Source organism: Rummeliibacillus sp. GQ308, assembly GCF_059759115.1.
On record NZ_JCAXDQ010000001.1, the window covers coordinates 1,689,114 to 1,705,625 of the forward strand.

Sequence of the window (16,512 nt, forward strand, 5' to 3'; positions counted from 1 at the left end):
TTATAGTATATGCTAAAATCGGTGCAATGGCCCATTCCAGTCGATCTAAGATGCTCACTCACTCTAGGTAGGTTAAACGTATTTTAGAGGCAAAATTTAATATCTGCTTTTTAATGTCTCGGTGCAAAGAGCATCACTGCTACTCCAACTAAACAAATCCCCGCACCTATCCAGTCATACAAGTCTGGTGTCTTATGATCAACTCCCCATCCCCATAAAACGGAAAGAAAAATAAAAATTCCACCATAAGCAGCGTATACTCTTCCGAAGCTTGAAAAGGATTGGAAAGTAGCAAGAACTCCATATAAGAATAAAATAACTCCACCGATTATGCCAAACGACAAAGGCCTACCCTCTCTTAACCATTGCCATATTAAATATCCTCCTCCAATTTCAGCAAGCCCCGCTAAAATAAATAGTAAAATTGAAATGGTACTCACATCCTCTTCTTCAATTGTCCCAGAGTTCATCATACCATACGGTAAATCTAGTAATTGATAATAGTAAAGCTTATCTTACTGTTCTGCATCTGCTAATCAAAAAAGAGAAACTTGAATACTTGAATAGTCTGTCCCCCTTTCTACAGATTTTTCCCTTGGTGAGTTAATTAAGTTAAAATAATAATATATTATAAAAAAAGAAGGTCTTTGCATGTTAGAAAAACTAAATGTATTTCTTCAAAAATACATTGCTATTTTGACACCATTAAGTTTAGTCCTAGGTGTTCTGCTAGAGCATATTGGACATCATCTATTATTCCTTGTCTCATGGCTGTTTGCTTTTATGACATTCGCAGGAAGCTTAAATATGAAATTTAAAGATGTAAAAATTTTTGTTAAGCATCCCGTCATTATCTTATTCTCTATTGTATTTCTACACATTTTGATGCCTTTATGGGCTTATCTATTATCAACTGTCATATTCGATGATCATTTATTGACTGTCGGCTTTGTACTCTCTGTTGCAGTTCCAACTGGTGTAACAAGCGTTATTTGGATCAATATATGTAGGGGTAATTTACCTTTAGGGTTATCCATCATATTAATTGATACGTTACTTTCTCCCTTTATCATTCCATCTATTCTTCGCATTGTTTCAGGTGAAAAGATTCAATTAGATGTTGTATCACTGATCATTAATTTACTTTTAATGATTGTATTGCCTACAATCTTGGGAATCTTAGCGAATGAACTTTCTAAGGGGGAAATACCTAAGAAATTTGGCCAGAAACTTGCTCCTTTATCTAAGCTGTGTTTATTTTCTGTTGTCATGATTAATAGTGGTGCAATCGCTCCTTACCTGAAAAACTTTGATTCTCATCTCGTTTCTGTCCTGCTTCTAGTCCTATTTATTGCTGTTTCTGGATATATGTTTGCTTTACTGATCGGACGTTATATTTTAAAAAATCATCCTCAAATGACTACTTTAGTATTTACGGGAGGAATGAGAAACATTGCAGTTGGCGTTATTGTTGCCACCACATACTTTCCAAGCAAGGTAGCCATGCCCGTTGTATTTGGCATGTTATTTCAACAAGTCTTAGCATCCGTTTTTAGTAAATTGGTTATGAACAATGCTATATCACAAGAAACTTAGGAAAATAGTTAATTTAGAAAAGGGGAAGGAAAATGGATTTGAAATCATGGGAAGAAGTTAGAAAAGCGATTGAAGATGAACATCAGGAGATTTTATTATATTATAAAGATGAAGAGGAGTGGTGGGTAAGTAGATTATACGGAGAAGAAAAAAGCTTCCTACTTACACGTTCTAAAGACTCTTACACACAAATGTTTGCAACAGCACAAGAACTATTTAACAATGGGATTGTTGATGGTAAGCCTTTTATTGAAAGGATTAATGATTTTTATTAAGAACATAGTTAGACCAACGATTAAATTATCATAGAATTAGATAACTTAAAAGAGGGTGGCATACTGCCACCCTCTTTTAACCTTTAAGGAATCGTACTACCATTTTTATTTACCCCTTTATAACTATATCTGCTTTTATAATGGGATCTATTTTATCGAGATAATGGTTTTCACCTAACCAATATCTTTTTTTATATTTATTGAGTCGTGCCTGGTAATCTCCAATATATGAATCACGATTTAATACTCTTTTGTATCTTAATTCACGAGGGCAGTCCAAGTATAAAATAAAGTCAAAGTAGCTTCTCCACTCTGCTCTTTGCAAAAATATTCCTTCAATTAAGACAATACTGTTAGTTAATAATCTAATCTGTTTAATTGAAGAATGATCAGTATATTTGTCATAGAACGATAAAGATAATATTTCACTATCCTCATGTAGTTGTTCAAATAAATTGATCCTCAAACATTCTATATCCCATTGTAAATAATAATATTCATACCATTCTTCTTGCCCTGTTTGGTAACGCTTATTTTTTTCAACAATATGGTCATCTAGATGAAAAGTAGTAAGGTTATACTTTTGATTATCCAATTCTTGTGCAAGTTCTTTCACTAATGTAGTTTTCCCTGCCCCACTCAGTCCGTCTATCCCAATTATGAAAGGACGATCTTTGTTCAAACGTGTTAGAAATTGAGATGATACCTTTTCTGCCAGTTCTTTAATAGACATGGATGGTCCCTCCATGTTAATTATCTATTTTCATATGAAAGTTCACATCAACATTTCAAACGGTCATAACACTTCTAATTTTCTCAGGTATCATAACAACCTCTGTAGTAAGGTCAACAGGTTTGAAATTTGTATCTATACATTCATCCCAGTACTGTAAATGCTTTTTGTCAATCCAATGCTCTGACTCATCGACATCTTGGCCACCCTCACCTTGAACTGAATACCAATACAAGTATTCATCTCCATTAAGTGTTTCTCTGAAAATCGTTTCAACATACATTCTTTCGCCTTCTAGTGTAACTAGTACATCTTTCATATTTTCATTCAAAAATTTTAACCATTCATCTACTACTTCTGTTTTTCCTTCCTTTACCTTAAATCTAGTCAGCTCAATATTCATATTCTCTCACCTCAATATTCTAAATAATTTTTAATCAAAAGAAACAGGTTCTAGAGGATTGTGCAAATGCTTGAATGCTAATTGAATCTGGGTTTCTGTATTCCTTGCTGTTGATAAAGATGGCAATTCATCTTCTTCAAAAAACTCAACTGCACTTGTTTCCATACCATCTTGGGGCTCTCCTCCAATAATTTCGCATTGAATAAACATTTTGTAAACATGATATAGCGAAGGAGGATGTGGATGACACTTCTTGTCTAGTACAGCTATTAATTTTGTTGCTTTAACATCGAACCCCGATTCTTCTTTTACTTCTTTTATCGCAACTTCACTTGGCGTTAACCCGATATCACCCCAGCCGCCAGGTAATGCCCAATGTCCATCGGTGTTTTCTCTCACCATTAATATTTTGTTTTCCCTAAACACTACTGCTCTTATATCAACTTTGGGCGTTTGATAACCCGTTTCATTGGCAAAAAGCTCTCTTATCAATTCGTTTTCAAGATTTGTATGCTTTGCTAAAATTTCAACGCTAATATTTCTGATCAATTCAAATCTTTCCATGTCATAAGCATCTTTAGAATAGGTTAGCCCTGCCTGTGCAATGGATTGAAGCTGCTTCGCCCAATCTAGCCATTTAAGTTCCAAATATTATGCCACCACCAATTAGATTGTTTATAGAATATTAAAATGAGCTTAGAAATCTAATAAAAGTCATCGAATTCTAGACTTATTTTATGTATTTCTTTATTCGATAATTTAAAGAATACTGACTGAGATACTTCTAGTTTTAAAGCATCCTCTTTTAACATCCCCGCATATATTCCACGCAATATTCTCCCGGTTAATCCGTGTGACACCGCAATTACTTTAGGTTCGTTTTTGATAGATTCAAGCCAATCCGTTAAACGATTTACAACTGAATCATAACTCTCTCCATCTGGTGAATTAAAAAACCAACTATATAAATCGTTATTATTAATAAGATGTGGCCAAGTCTTTTCAATTTCCTTTGTTGTTAAACCAGCCCATGACCCTACAGCAACTTCGCTTAAGCGATGATCATTCTCTACTTTACTAACATCAAAACCGATTGTTTCACAGATAATTTCTGTACTTTGAATTGCCCTCCCAAGTGGACTAGAAATAATCCTCCACTCGTTTGGATCTCCCATAATACTTTTTAGCATTTTTGCATTTTGCTTTACTTGAAATTTACCATCGTCGGTTAACGGAGAATCCAATTCTCCTTGATAACGACCTTGTGTGTTATATTCTGTTTCTCCATGTCGAAGTAGGTATAGTGTTTGACTCAATATAATCTCCCCCTTCTCTCATGATAAAGTAAAAACAGTAAAATCGGAATTGCTTTTACTTTGAAAATTTTTAAAATAATAGATATTTCAATTCGTCAGATTAATCGTTGGCCTAGGTGTTCTAGCCTTTAATGATGCTTCATAATATTTAGGAGAAATGAGGTGTTTAGTATGGCGAACTTTCAATATTTATGCCAACAATATGCTCAAATTGTTGATGGGCAAGCAAACATGAATCATGGAGTTTGTTCAGTAGAAATTGCCCGAAATCTTCTTGTGACGATTCAAGGCCGTCCCAGTAAGAGTGTACTCCACGCAGGGATAACGTTTGAGGCATTAGACCAAAATGACAATGCACTGAACCTTGGAGAAGTTGTAGTTTTAGAGGAAGAACTCCCTGCCTTTGTTAATTTATTGGTTCGAAACAATTTAACCATAAGCGCTATTCATAATCATTGGATTTTTACAAATCCGACTATTTTATATGTTCATTTCCAATCTGTAGAAAATCCCTTATCGTTTGCTAATAAAGTGGCAGAAGCATTTCGCGTTTTAAAACATTAATCTACCTTCGCTTTTTATGAAACAAGGCAGCTTGTGAGCACAAGAGCACACTGGTAAAGTTTAATTTATATGTTTTCTCCCTCAACTCTTCACTTACCTAACTTTGTAAGCCTTGAAACTATTTATTAAGTTCTTTAGAAGTTTTACGATATATTTAGCTTCTAATAACTCATTATTATTTCATGTGAAAGGTTCTAATTCTCCAAGGGTCTATCCATTCTAATTGTGTGCGGTTATAATTAAACTCAAAATCGCTCTTTTTAATTAAAATATTACTCTACTTTAGATAATTATAAATGAGATATTAAAATTGAACTAGGAAATGATTTTAAATTAGTAAAATATTATGTACTCACTTCAATCAAAGTCAATCCATAATAGGCAATAAATTAAGGAGCACTCATTTGAAAAATAAAAAGGTAATATCACATTTAAAGAGTTATGCTAAAAAGTTAAAGCAGAATTTATTTGTACTTTATTTATCTTATAAAGACCCTAGAACCCCATGTTACGCTAAAGCTGTAGCAATCTGTGTAGTGGCTTATGCCTTCAGCCCCATTGACTTAATCCCTGATTTTATTCCGATTTTAGGTTATCTTGATGACCTAGTTATTGTTCCTCTTGGAATTTTATTAGCTTTAAAATTAATACCTTCTATAATTATACAGGAGAATTCAAAAGCTGCCGATGAATTAAAAAGGTACGGAAAACAAAAAAACTGGCTAGTTGGTATTCTTTTCATTCTAATTTGGTTTTTATTTACCCTTTGGATTTGTAAAATTGGTTTTAATATTTTTCTATAACTCATGAATTGTCGACTAAGATGATATATTATGCAGAATAATTAATTCTAGGTAGAGGAAAAGTGAATGATTGATGCTAGCACCCTATTGTTAGATCAACTTCTAGCTAATAGCAATGACAGCAGTAGTTATAAGGGAAGAAAACAAAAAAAGAGAAACCCTCGAAAGGATTTCTCTAATTTTTGTAATTTAATCTAAATTAAAGATTAAAGTTTTACAATGTTTGCTGCTTGTGGTCCGCGTTGGCCTTCTTCAACTTCAAATTCAACTTTTTGGCCTTCTTCTAAAGATTTGAATCCTTCACCTTGGATTGCTGAGAAGTGAGCGAATACGTCTGCTCCGCCTTCAACTTCGATGAAACCGAAACCTTTTTCTGAGTTAAACCATTTTACTGTACCTTGTGTCATTTAAATGACCTCCATTATAAATTATTAATATATAAGCTTTTAAAAGAAAAAATTCACATATTACAAAAAGTACCGAACAGACACGATTACTTTTTGTAATATGCGAATTCAACTTTTTTCCTATTAGCTTAATTATATACTTTAAATCTTCATTTGTCTAACATTATTTTTATCAAAATAAATTTAAGCATTAATTCAGTAGTTATAGTAACACTTTATTGTTTTATTTAAATTGGAAATTGTACTTTTTATTTACCTTTCGAGCAATTTGACCTAAAAACTCTTGGACAGTCATTTTCTCAACTTTTTGAGTATACCAAGCAAGCTTTACACCCTTATCTTCTTTATTATAATTTACACGAGAAGGCATAAAAGTCTTATTTTTATATTTATAGTCAAATTTAATGTAGAGTTTATTTTCTTCTGGGCAATCAAGAATTACCTCATAAACTGGATTTTTAAATTCGGGTTGAAACTTAACTTTTTTAATTTTAGTTAGCATGTTTATCTCCCCTAAATAGTAGTAATTACAATTTATATTATAACATACTTTGTTTGTTAATGCCGATAATGCCCTTCTTTATCCTGTAATACTTTCGTTCCGGTACATCAAATGATCTAAAATAAAAATTTTTTTAACAAAAAACTGAAAATTTTTTATTATGTGATAAACACTTTTGGATATTTATGTTAATATGTTTTTAATGTGTATTAGAAAATTAATTTGAAGATTTGGAGGGAATATGGTTAAAAAACAGCAGTCAAACAAAAAGTCTATTTTAATGGACCTTATTTTTTATGCAGCTTTACCATATTTTATTTGGAAATTCGGTAGGGAACCTTTTGGTGACTACATAGCAATGCTAATTACAACTATTCCGGGATTTGTATATACCATTTATAGTTTTGTTATTGATAAACAGTTTAACTTTACAGGTATATTTATTTTAGGGACACTAGCAATTGGTACGACAGTCGATCTTCTATCTGGTTCAGCAGAGCAAATGATTTGGAATGGTGTTTACCTAAGTCTTTTTTATTCCTCTTTTTATTTTGTTTTACTAGTAATGAAACGCCCTGTCTCATTATACTTCGCAATTGATTTTGTATATTTACAAGGGCATGAACGAAAGGCAAGTAAAACATTGTTTTTTCAAAAAGGAATTTTTAAATGGTTTCAATACATTCAAGTAATTTATATTATCAGAGGTCTGTTTATGTCAGGTTTAACTGTATTTCTACTTAAAAATTATGGGCTTGATGGCTATGGAGAAATGTTGGTATTTAAACAGATTGCAAATTGGATTTTTTCAGGATTAATTATCGGGCTGTTCTTTTATATAAACATCCCAGTTCAAAATTATATTGTTAAGCAAGAAAATCAGTTACAAAAGAATAATAATATAACTAGAGAAGAATCAAAAGTGGTTGCTGAGTAATCTTAGTGAGATAAATCTCATCTCAACTTTAATATTAGCCTGTTATCTTTGCATTCTCGATACTCTCACTACCAAGCAACAAATACCATTCGTCCATTTAATACTCAGTCAACGATTATTTTTCTTAAGTGAAAAAGGAGGTACAAGTCCAATGGTAAAAATATAACTGAGAGAATCTTACCTTATTCATTTTAGAATTCACACGAAGATTTTCTCTTTCATATAATTAATATCTTATGTAGAGGAGAAATATCATGCTAAATAAATTAACTGATGGAATATATTATTTACCTAATGAAGATAATCGAGATCGACCAACTTTAGGATTGATATATGGTGATCAATGGAGTCTAATAATAGATTCTGGAAACGCTACTCAGCACGCAAAAGAATTTTTACAAGAAATAGAGAAACTAAATGCACCTCCCATTAAATATTTGGTTATTACTCATGCACATTGGGACCATATTTTGGGAATGAATGAATTCGATGCAACTATTATAGTAAATAACCAGACAAACGAATTAATAAAAGAATGGCAAAGTTATGCTTATGATGATAATTCACTCCAAAAGTATGTGAATAATAATCAAATGAGTACGCAATGTATGAAGATTATACAAACCGAAATTCCAAGCAGAAATACTTTTAAATTGAATTCTCCAGATGTAATCTTTGAAAATACATTAACTATTGATTTAGGAAATAAAGTTTGCATACTTGAAAGAATCCAAAGTACCCATACAGACGACTCAACAATTATTTACATTCCCGATGAAAAAGTCATTTTTTTAGGAGACTGCGCCTATGGTACAACCACAAATTCTCTATTTCATTTTAAGCAATCATTGTTAACACCAATGATTCAAGACATTCAAAAATACGATGCTGACTGGTTCCTACTTGGACATGAATCCATCTGTGATGCCGAAGAAATGAATATATATTGGGAAGAGTTAACAACAGCAAGCCGAGTTGTAAAGTCTTCCTCATTAGAAAATTCTTTAGAGTGCTTTAAGGCAGAATATAAAAGAGATCCTAATGACAATGAATTCTTTTTTATAAAAGCATTTGTTAATGATCATATTATTAAATCTAAATAACTATATTAAAAACATTAAACAACCAATAGTCATCTCATTGATATTAAAATGAGATGGCTTTTATTTCGTTAAAAAATATACTTGATTTTCTTTCATAATATTTCGCTTGTTTAATTTTTTAATATTTTCTGTGCTTTTAAAATCTCCTAAATCGTTACAAATTCATATCCTTTACTTTGAAGCTTTGGTAAGTATCTTTAAGACTTGGAGTTATTTATGATAGTGTTGCATTACTTTTAAAAAAATTCACTCTTTTGTTCGAACGTTCATTTGTGTATATTATAGATACACCAATAAATGGAGGATAATTTATGAATTCAATCGATTTAATTCTTTTAAATTTCAAGGAAATACGAAGAAGAAGTATTAAGATTTGGACATCTATTCCCCAAGATTTTTTACATTGGAAACCTGATAATGAGGCTATGACCATTATCGAAATGATAAGGCATGTTTTAGAGAGTGAACATTATTACCATTTGGCTATCAAAAATCAAGGAAGTCTTGCAGCATTTGATTCCCCTTTCGAGAAACAACCTTTTTCCACTGTAAAAATGGAGATAAACTTTGCAGAACCTTTTAGAAATGAATTCTTAGAGACTATTAAATCATTTTCGGAAGAAGATTTAACAAATATCAAAATTGATCGTTCTGATGCAGGTTACATAAGAAGTCTTGGCGATATGTTACTAAGAGTTGCATATCATGAGTCAGTCCATACTGGGCAATTGCTAGATTATTTAAGAACTGCAAATATTCCACGAGCAAATATTTGGGATTAATTTTTCTAACAGGTGTTTTCACTCTTATATAATATGCTTTTACCAAAAGTTCATTGTTCCAGTAGGTTTCATTCTATTAGTAATGATATATAGAATCATACCGAACCAGTAGTTTTCTGTAGAAGCATTTTAAGCACTAAAAGCTCCTGATTTCTCAGGAGTTTTCTTTATACATTCAATCCTTAAAACCTCCCGACCCCACTGTTTTTTAGGTTTTAATTAACATAGGGAAATATTAGCAAATTCTCATTAAATCAGTAATCGAATATTTTATTATTTGCCCTAAAAGAAGTCTTTACCAACTAAATGTAAATATTGAATATTTGAAAAGGATTAATCATACTTAAAGAAGAAAAAGTAATTACTAATAACTTAGTTTGTAAATAATGTAGAACAACTAACATTAAAATTAGCTTGGAGGATAAACATAATGGAAAAATTGGGTACTTTATATTTTTTCACTGGAAAAATGGGAGCAGGAAAATCCACTAAATCAAAACAAATAGCTAATGAAAAACATGCAGTACTGTTATCTGAGGATGAATGGCTTGCTTCTCTTTATCCCAATCAAATCACATCATTTGATGACTATCTAAAATTCTCAGCGCAAATGAAGCCGTTGGTGAAAAAGCATGTCCAAAACATATTAAGTGTTGGGACAAATGTAGTAATGGATTTTCCAGGTAACACTCAAAAACAGCGAAAATGGTTTTTAGATATAGCGTCAGAAGTCAATGCAAACCATCAATTAATCTTTTTGAATTTAAATAATGAGCAATGCTTACGTCAAATTGCTCAAAGACGTCTCGAACAACCTGAAAGAGCAACTTTTGACACAGAAGAGACTTTTATTCATGTTTCTAAATATTTTGAAGCACCAGAAGCATCCGAGGGTCTTAATATATTAGAATTTAGCGGAAAAGAATCACAAGAGTAATGTAAACAGTTGTATTAAACCGCCGTTAAAACCATTTTGAGGGCTTCATTGTTATATTTTTAACCCCGTTCTAAATTCGTACGGGGCATTTTTGTTCGTCCATATTATGCTAAATAACTTTATTTTCATTTCATCTATTACTCGGATTCCCCCTTCTCCTTTCACAGCTTGAGAGACCTCGATTTTAATATAACTGAGCCAAGTCAAATAAAAAAGAGGAACCTTATTGAAAAGGTCCCTCTAGTTTATAACACGCTAATTAAAGTTTAACAATATTTGTAGCTTGTGGTCCGCGTTGTCCTTCTTCAACTTCAAATTCAACTTTTTGACCTTCGTCTAAAGATTTGAATCCGTCGCCTTGGATTGCTGAGAAGTGAGCGAATACGTCTGCTCCGCCTTCAACTTCGATGAATCCGAAACCTTTTTCTGCGTTAAACCATTTTACTGTACCTTGTGTCATTTAAATGACCTCCATTAAAAAATTATTAATATATAAGCTTTTTAAAGAAAAAATTCACATATTACAAAAAGTACCGAACATACACGATTACTCTTTGTAATATGCAAATTCAACTTATTTCTATAAAGTACTTTTATTACCTTAACAATATACCATAAATACACATTTGTCTAATATTTAGCTCTTAAACAACACCCCTTACTCGCATCCAGTAGCATTTCATCATCAAGTTAAAAAGGAGTGAACATAAATGTCAAAAGGAATGGGAGGATGTTAGAACATCTATTCAAGATGAGAATCTAAAAGTAGCTTAGTTTACCATGATGAATAATGCTGGATTAGTTTCAAATATTGAGTGTATAAAAATCTCATTATGACTATTCTTTGATTGAAATTTTGTAATTTGTTACATACTGAAAAATAAGAGTTATTTATAATGAAGTTTTTAAAAGGAGAGAAACTATATGCGCAAAGTGACTGTTTTTCTTCTTATAAGCACTTTTTTACTTAGTGGATGTTGGGATCAACGTTTGTATAAAGAACTTTCAGTGATATCCGTGATAGGAATAGAAGGACATATTGGAGATATAAAAAGCTACTTTGCATACCCTAGTTCAAATAGTGACCCTACTAAATATATAGTACTTGAAGGAACTGGTAAAACATTGAGAGAAACAAGAATAGATGCTAATAAAAAAACTGAGCAAACGATGGATAATGCTGAATTGACTACTTTATTAGTTAATGAAGAAAGCGCTCAGAAGGATTTATATGCTCTATTAGATGTTTATTACCGCTCAGCTCAGAGTCCGATGAATGCTAAAGTGGTCATTACTAAGGGTTCACCAAAAAAATTCTTGGATATAAAAGAAACTTCGTCTAAGGAAATCGGTGAATACTATTATGATTTGATTACGGCTTTTGAGGCAGCAACAATATATCCTAAAACAGATTTGGAGATTGCCGCTAACCTAATGTTTAGCGAAGGAAGAGACCTAGGCTTACCTTACTTAATAATTAGTGGTGACCATGGCCTGCCTGAAGGTGAAGGGATGGCTTTATTTGATGGAAAAAAATTTACGGGCGAGCATCTAAACCTAAGAGAATCTATTTTTGCGACATTGTTAGGAGATAGGAAAGCGCATTTTGTTGAGTTAGCGTATTTTTGGAACAAAAACGATAAGAAGGTGCAGGTTGCTTTTAATATCGTTAACTTCAAGAAAAAAAAGAAAGTAATGCAGGATGGGGAAAATATCAACGTCCAATATAATATCGACATGCCAATACTTATAACAGAATATCCACCAAACCAATTAGACCGAAAAAATGAAAGAAAACATTTAGAAAATTTTATTAAAGAAAGAGTAGAAAAGGACATAACTAGTATGTTTAAAAAATGTCACTGATGTATTAGGAATTGGAGAAGATATCAGGGCCTATCATCCACAGTTATGGAAAGAAGGAAAATGGAAGGAAATATATAAAAACATCAAAATTGAAGCAAAATTAAACGTGAAAATCATCCGTAGTGGAAGTATAAGATAATTTAAAGAAGGAGTTACCATCAATTTTGATGGAACTCCCTTTTATTTTCTTTTTATTTTACAAACATTCTATTGGATATTTTTAAAACTTCTGTGTGTACTAATTTCTGAATGTGTCAGTTCACCTTTATACTGACTTCTCCTGCTTGTCATAACCACTTGGTGGTTGATCTACTTGGATTATTTGGCCTCCAGCTTGTTTAGAAAAGTCGCATTTGCTCCCATTCATTTTTCGTCAGGATGGAAACAACTCCCTGGCTTTTTCATTTGAATCCATGTAAAACCAGCAATGTGGTTTCAACACCAGATGTAATAGATGCCTATAGGCTTGTCACTGTATGCTTCTACGCGCCATATATAATATAAACATTGTCTAATGAAACTTTGATACAAAGTGGTTCCAGCGGCCATTTACTTGGAGCACATTCTATAAAGACATCAAATAGTTTCTTTCAAACACTCCAAAATAAGCGCCCTTGTGCTCGAATCTACTGATATAGTAATCAGATTTGTTGATGCTCCACTTTCACAATGTTTTTGCTCCTCCTTCCTGATATGTCGCTCTTTATTCGAACTAAGCAGCAACTTCCTATCATTTCACCCACATCATTTATAACAATACCGGCACCTATTTTTTAAATTTTAATATGATGTATTTAAAGGAGTGAAGAATATGCCATGGCAACAAAAAATTCGTTTTTTGATTGGTCAGCCTGTTGGCATTTCATTAGCCAACGGCCAAGGGACTTCAGGTGTTTTATGTGGTACATCTGGCGGAAAGTTACTTATAATTGAATATTTGTATCAATCACAATTTGCATTAAAGCAGTATGATATTCATATGATTCAGGATATAAATGGATTTCCGCCTTGTCAAAACCAGCAGCCGTTATATTAGTGAAACATCCCTCTTATAGGGGGATGTTTGATAATCTCTTACCTGAGATGTTTGTAGTGACAATGGTAGTTTTATATTCTTTTGCATTGAAAATGCTTCTATGCACTTACTGATGTATTCAGATATATGATTAGTTGAGTAAATATCTCCTTTTTCAGCGCCTAAATTATCTAGGAAAGCAAATCCACTTCTCCACAAAGAGTTATGAAATATTCTCTTGTAGATGCTTTCATTATTGTTGAATGAACCTTTTATAAGTTCCATCGTTCGAACTACATCAATAGATAGGCTTGATATTTCTTGATTGCCAAACTGATTGACTGACTTTAAGATGCTCATAGCTAAATGTGATTTTCCTACTTCCGTTTCTGTAGACTGGATAGAAGTATTAAATACAACACCTTCGCTATAACTTATGGCCACTTTCATCGCATGTTCTTTATTTCTTTTTCTTCTGTATTCGTAGAATGGAATTTATCAAACGTCACTAATTTTATTGCGTTATCTTGAATAATCGATTCTTTAACAAGCTTGTTATGCTTCTTCACACAATTCGCATTTAAGAATTGGATAGAAAATGATTAGTCTCCGCCACTCTCCAACAAATTGGGCAATAGCTTTTACGAAAGAAACCTCTTTTGAGCCTTATTGAAATTCTAAGTAAATGAAGTATTAAATAAACTATGTAAGCGATATAAACTCCCTCGCATCATTGTACATGGCATAAGACATTCATGTGCTTCACTTTTATTCGCTGCAGGATTTATGAAAGTATTTCAAATATCACTAGGCCATGCTCATTTTGAAACTACAATGAATATCTATACTCACGTGACTGCCGAAAAAATCAAAAAATACAACCGATTTACCCATAAATTATTTGAGCAATCAAACAAAAGTTCATGTGCCCAATAGGTGCTCTCACTAAAAAAGTTAACAAAAAAATCTCCTGATCTCTCAGGAGCTTTCTTTATCCATTCAATTCTTAAAACCTTTCAAACCCTAGATACTAAAGGTTTTATTAAGATTCTAACAATAAATCTTCTGGGTTTTCGATCAAGTCTTTTACTATTTTCAAGAAGCCAACTGATTCTTGACCGTTGATTAAACTGCATTTATATTGTTTATTTTCTTCTTATAAAGTAGGGAAAGCTTCAGAAAACTCTCGTTTTTGAAGAGCGCAAACTATATGTTTTTATACTGTTTTATACCCTATGGTAGTCAAGTCATTTCAGGCGGTTGATTCAATGAAGTCTACTCTGACAAGAGATTCCTCTCTTCTTTTGAGACGACACACCAACCGTTTTCTTTAAGTCTCTCTATATAGTTCTCTATCTCGATTTCTTCCCTTTCTAACTCAAGAGGGCATAGTGAAACCCAGCATTCATTTAAAGCATAATTCATTGTAACCTTAACAACTTCATATCCATTATGAAATCCTGGATGGAATCCTGGATCTTCTAAAATGTCCCCTTTTACAGGTCGAATGTTAGATTCAAATGTTTTCATAACTATTTCTCCGATATTGTTTTCTTTTTGCTTTTTTATGGATGATATAAAAATCATTAAATTTATTTTCATTATAATCTCCTTCTTTACCTTATATTTTATTAGTTAAGTTATCTTTCTTCACAATACTACAAAATGGATATATTATCCATAACATACTTCATTAGTTCAATAAGAATTACCCATCTTTATTAAATGACCACAAACAGGACTTCAGTTATGTATGAAGTTTGGAACAGCAATATAAAAACAAAAAAACACGGCTAGTCTCATGTTTTTTAGTAACATGGGAGGCCGCATTTAATAAAAATATTTAAAAAAATAATTATACATTATGTTCAGGTTTCCCCTCTCCTATTAATATATAATAAGCATTAGTTAAATCAATCATACCTTTATCCTTTGAAATCAAAAATTTCTTTCCTCCATCTTCAATTCTCTCACAGCGTCTAAAATCATACTCAGAATAATACATATCAGTTTTGTTTTGTTCTAAATAAACGGCAATGAGATAATACAAAATTAACCCTTCCTTTCTGAACTTATATCACATTAAAGATATACTAATAATACATCTTTGTCTATTATTTAAATTAATAAATATAAACATCATCCCTAATCCAATGGTTCTTTCTTATTCAAGTAAATAAAAAAGCCCTGTCCTTCACAAGAAGACAAGGCTTTGAGCGTTCTCAAGTTGTTTACCATATTATTTATCTACAGAATAAGCTTTTACATACTCACGATTAGCTGTGATAAAGGCACACTCATCTTCCGGCTGGGACACAAAAAAGCCAGATTTACTGTCGACTTATTATTTTACTAATTAAACTAAAACTACCCATTAGTATAAGTGCACTACCTTTATATAGCAGCACTCCGTTTGAAAAAGAGGTTGGACGATAACAGGATTAAACCTGTTTATACATAAGTATATCATCTACATATAAGTCATCACTAAATTTAACTTCTTTAATTTTACGTCCTTCTTCAACAAATCCCATACTTTTGTACAATTCGATAGCTCGTTGATTTGTTGATAAAACCCCTAAACTAACTTTCTCTATTAAAGGGTTATGTTCCGCCCATTTTAAAAGTTCTTTAATCAACAGTTTACCAATGCCTTGATTGCGGTACTCTTTTTTCACCATTGCCGTAAAAGAACCAGTGTGAGAAAGTCTTTTATTACTTTTTGAGCGAAAAACAATCAAACCAACAATCTGCCCTTTGCTTTCCGCCACGATTAGCTTTTCTCTTTCATTCTCTAAGATTTTTTCAATCCAGTTTCTTATTTGCTCCGATGTTTCTTCATACTCTTCTATTACCGAAATCATAAATTCACTTTCTAAAAGAACTTCTTTTTGAAGCTCTAACACTTTTTCCGCATCATTTATGTTCCCTTTTCTAAGGGATACTTGGATATTCCTCTTCGTCATCTTTATTCCCCCTTACTTTTGCATACCTTGATAATAATTCTACAAATTGAAGTAAACTCCTTCTCAGACTAAACTGCCCCTACCCCCTCTTTTATCCAGTATCAAGAATTCAAAGCTAACAACTTCTCTTTACATGTAGCAGTGCCTACTTTTATGCTTCAGGAACTGAATTTACCAGAGGTCTTTGATGAAGCCGTAAGATTAATTTAAAAGAAGTTTCGAGTTAGCGCCTCATTCGCAGCTCGTAGGCTAAATCATTATGTTTATAATCATATTCCTACTTCACAATATTGATAGCTCATGTGGC

General features: G+C 32.3%; 21 protein-coding genes and 2 pseudogenes. 11 read left to right on the forward strand and 12 right to left on the reverse strand.

Annotated features, from left to right (window positions below; genetic code table 11):
• Nucleotides 1-110: 110 nt before the first annotated feature.
• Nucleotides 111-473, reverse strand: a complete 363-nt coding sequence (locus AC6CHJ_RS08425) for a YnfA family protein (protein WP_498288070.1) — start codon at nt 471-473, stop codon at nt 111-113.
• A 178-nt stretch (nt 474-651) separates the two neighbouring features.
• Between AC6CHJ_RS08425 and AC6CHJ_RS08430 the strand changes: the two genes are divergently transcribed.
• Both AC6CHJ_RS08430 and AC6CHJ_RS08435 read left to right on the forward strand, forming a co-directional pair.
• Entirely contained in the window at nt 652-1,596 is a 945-nt protein-coding gene (locus AC6CHJ_RS08430) for a bile acid:sodium symporter family protein (protein WP_498288072.1), read from the forward strand.
• A gap of 32 nt (nt 1,597-1,628) precedes the next feature.
• Nucleotides 1,629-1,871: a hypothetical protein gene (locus tag AC6CHJ_RS08435; RefSeq protein WP_498288074.1), complete on the forward strand. Its 243-nt coding sequence runs from the start codon at nt 1,629-1,631 to the stop codon at nt 1,869-1,871.
• A gap of 109 nt (nt 1,872-1,980) precedes the next feature.
• Here the strand turns inward: AC6CHJ_RS08435 and AC6CHJ_RS08440 are convergent, their stop codons facing one another.
• Genes AC6CHJ_RS08440 through AC6CHJ_RS08455 form a run of 4 tightly spaced genes read right to left on the reverse strand, consistent with a single transcriptional unit; the run spans nt 1,981 to nt 4,323 of the window.
• The gene (locus AC6CHJ_RS08440; protein WP_498288075.1) at nt 1,981-2,604 is read right to left on the reverse strand and encodes a kinase; all 624 of its coding nucleotides are present in this window, start codon (nt 2,602-2,604) and stop codon (nt 1,981-1,983) included.
• Between the two features lie 55 nt (nt 2,605-2,659).
• Nucleotides 2,660-3,007 (reverse strand): DUF6176 family protein, encoded by a 348-nt coding sequence (locus AC6CHJ_RS08445; RefSeq protein ID WP_251646633.1) that lies wholly within the window; start codon nt 3,005-3,007, stop codon nt 2,660-2,662.
• A gap of 30 nt (nt 3,008-3,037) precedes the next feature.
• Nucleotides 3,038-3,655, reverse strand: a complete 618-nt coding sequence (locus AC6CHJ_RS08450) for an NUDIX hydrolase (RefSeq protein ID WP_150284571.1) — start codon at nt 3,653-3,655, stop codon at nt 3,038-3,040.
• Nucleotides 3,656-3,711: 56 nt separating this feature from the next.
• Nucleotides 3,712-4,323: a histidine phosphatase family protein gene (locus AC6CHJ_RS08455; protein ID WP_498288076.1), complete on the reverse strand. Its 612-nt coding sequence runs from the start codon at nt 4,321-4,323 to the stop codon at nt 3,712-3,714.
• A gap of 171 nt (nt 4,324-4,494) precedes the next feature.
• Here AC6CHJ_RS08455 and AC6CHJ_RS08460 point away from each other — a divergent pair, with 171 nt between their 5' ends.
• Nucleotides 4,495-4,887, forward strand: coding sequence for a DUF1259 domain-containing protein (locus tag AC6CHJ_RS08460; RefSeq protein ID WP_498288077.1), 393 nt, complete (start codon nt 4,495-4,497; stop codon nt 4,885-4,887).
• A gap of 404 nt (nt 4,888-5,291) precedes the next feature.
• On the forward strand, nt 5,292-5,690 hold the full coding sequence (locus tag AC6CHJ_RS08465; protein WP_498288078.1) for a YkvA family protein: 399 nt from the start codon (nt 5,292-5,294) through the stop codon (nt 5,688-5,690).
• Between the two features lie 206 nt (nt 5,691-5,896).
• Here AC6CHJ_RS08465 and AC6CHJ_RS08470 read toward each other — a convergent pair whose 3' ends face one another.
• Both AC6CHJ_RS08470 and AC6CHJ_RS08475 read right to left on the reverse strand, forming a co-directional pair.
• On the reverse strand, nt 5,897-6,097 hold the full coding sequence (locus tag AC6CHJ_RS08470; protein ID WP_147198058.1) for a cold-shock protein: 201 nt from the start codon (nt 6,095-6,097) through the stop codon (nt 5,897-5,899).
• A 223-nt stretch (nt 6,098-6,320) separates the two neighbouring features.
• Nucleotides 6,321-6,599: a hypothetical protein gene (locus AC6CHJ_RS08475; RefSeq protein WP_066787858.1), complete on the reverse strand. Its 279-nt coding sequence runs from the start codon at nt 6,597-6,599 to the stop codon at nt 6,321-6,323.
• A gap of 241 nt (nt 6,600-6,840) precedes the next feature.
• Here AC6CHJ_RS08475 and AC6CHJ_RS08480 point away from each other — a divergent pair, with 241 nt between their 5' ends.
• From AC6CHJ_RS08480 to AC6CHJ_RS08495, 4 genes are all read left to right on the forward strand, one after another.
• On the forward strand, nt 6,841-7,536 hold the full coding sequence (locus AC6CHJ_RS08480; RefSeq protein ID WP_498288079.1) for a VC0807 family protein: 696 nt from the start codon (nt 6,841-6,843) through the stop codon (nt 7,534-7,536).
• A gap of 254 nt (nt 7,537-7,790) precedes the next feature.
• Nucleotides 7,791-8,639, forward strand: coding sequence for an MBL fold metallo-hydrolase (locus AC6CHJ_RS08485; RefSeq protein WP_498288081.1), 849 nt, complete (start codon nt 7,791-7,793; stop codon nt 8,637-8,639).
• Between the two features lie 311 nt (nt 8,640-8,950).
• Nucleotides 8,951-9,421: a DinB family protein gene (locus AC6CHJ_RS08490; protein ID WP_251646641.1), complete on the forward strand. Its 471-nt coding sequence runs from the start codon at nt 8,951-8,953 to the stop codon at nt 9,419-9,421.
• A gap of 430 nt (nt 9,422-9,851) precedes the next feature.
• Nucleotides 9,852-10,358 (forward strand): P-loop nucleotide/nucleoside kinase family protein, encoded by a 507-nt coding sequence (locus AC6CHJ_RS08495; RefSeq protein WP_498288083.1) that lies wholly within the window; start codon nt 9,852-9,854, stop codon nt 10,356-10,358.
• A gap of 259 nt (nt 10,359-10,617) precedes the next feature.
• Here AC6CHJ_RS08495 and AC6CHJ_RS08500 read toward each other — a convergent pair whose 3' ends face one another.
• On the reverse strand, nt 10,618-10,818 hold the full coding sequence (locus AC6CHJ_RS08500; RefSeq protein ID WP_066788929.1) for a cold-shock protein: 201 nt from the start codon (nt 10,816-10,818) through the stop codon (nt 10,618-10,620).
• 464 nt (nt 10,819-11,282) lie between these two features.
• Here AC6CHJ_RS08500 and AC6CHJ_RS08505 point away from each other — a divergent pair.
• Nucleotides 11,283-12,363: pseudogene (locus tag AC6CHJ_RS08505) on the forward strand (Ger(x)C family spore germination protein).
• A gap of 672 nt (nt 12,364-13,035) precedes the next feature.
• A complete protein-coding gene (locus AC6CHJ_RS08510) occupies nt 13,036-13,260 on the forward strand; it encodes a hypothetical protein (RefSeq protein ID WP_251646646.1) in 225 nt (74 codons plus the stop codon).
• Here the strand turns inward: AC6CHJ_RS08510 and AC6CHJ_RS08515 are convergent.
• The gene (locus AC6CHJ_RS08515; RefSeq protein WP_498288085.1) at nt 13,252-13,689 is read right to left on the reverse strand and encodes a hypothetical protein; all 438 of its coding nucleotides are present in this window, start codon (nt 13,687-13,689) and stop codon (nt 13,252-13,254) included. The genes AC6CHJ_RS08510 and AC6CHJ_RS08515 overlap by 9 nt on opposite strands.
• A 243-nt stretch (nt 13,690-13,932) precedes the next feature.
• On the opposite strand from AC6CHJ_RS08515, the pseudogene AC6CHJ_RS08520 reads away from it, so the two are divergent.
• A pseudogene (locus tag AC6CHJ_RS08520) lies at nt 13,933-14,175 on the forward strand (tyrosine-type recombinase/integrase); the annotation flags it as partial.
• A 339-nt stretch (nt 14,176-14,514) separates the two neighbouring features.
• Here the strand turns inward: AC6CHJ_RS08520 and AC6CHJ_RS08525 are convergent.
• From AC6CHJ_RS08525 to AC6CHJ_RS08535, 3 genes are all read right to left on the reverse strand, one after another.
• The gene (locus AC6CHJ_RS08525) at nt 14,515-14,841 is read right to left on the reverse strand and encodes a hypothetical protein (RefSeq protein ID WP_150284583.1); all 327 of its coding nucleotides are present in this window, start codon (nt 14,839-14,841) and stop codon (nt 14,515-14,517) included.
• A gap of 253 nt (nt 14,842-15,094) precedes the next feature.
• The gene (locus AC6CHJ_RS08530; protein ID WP_066787887.1) at nt 15,095-15,289 is read right to left on the reverse strand and encodes a hypothetical protein; all 195 of its coding nucleotides are present in this window, start codon (nt 15,287-15,289) and stop codon (nt 15,095-15,097) included.
• A 391-nt stretch (nt 15,290-15,680) separates the two neighbouring features.
• The gene (locus AC6CHJ_RS08535; RefSeq protein ID WP_498288087.1) at nt 15,681-16,205 is read right to left on the reverse strand and encodes a GNAT family N-acetyltransferase; all 525 of its coding nucleotides are present in this window, start codon (nt 16,203-16,205) and stop codon (nt 15,681-15,683) included.
• Between the last annotated feature and the right edge of the window lie 307 nt (nt 16,206-16,512).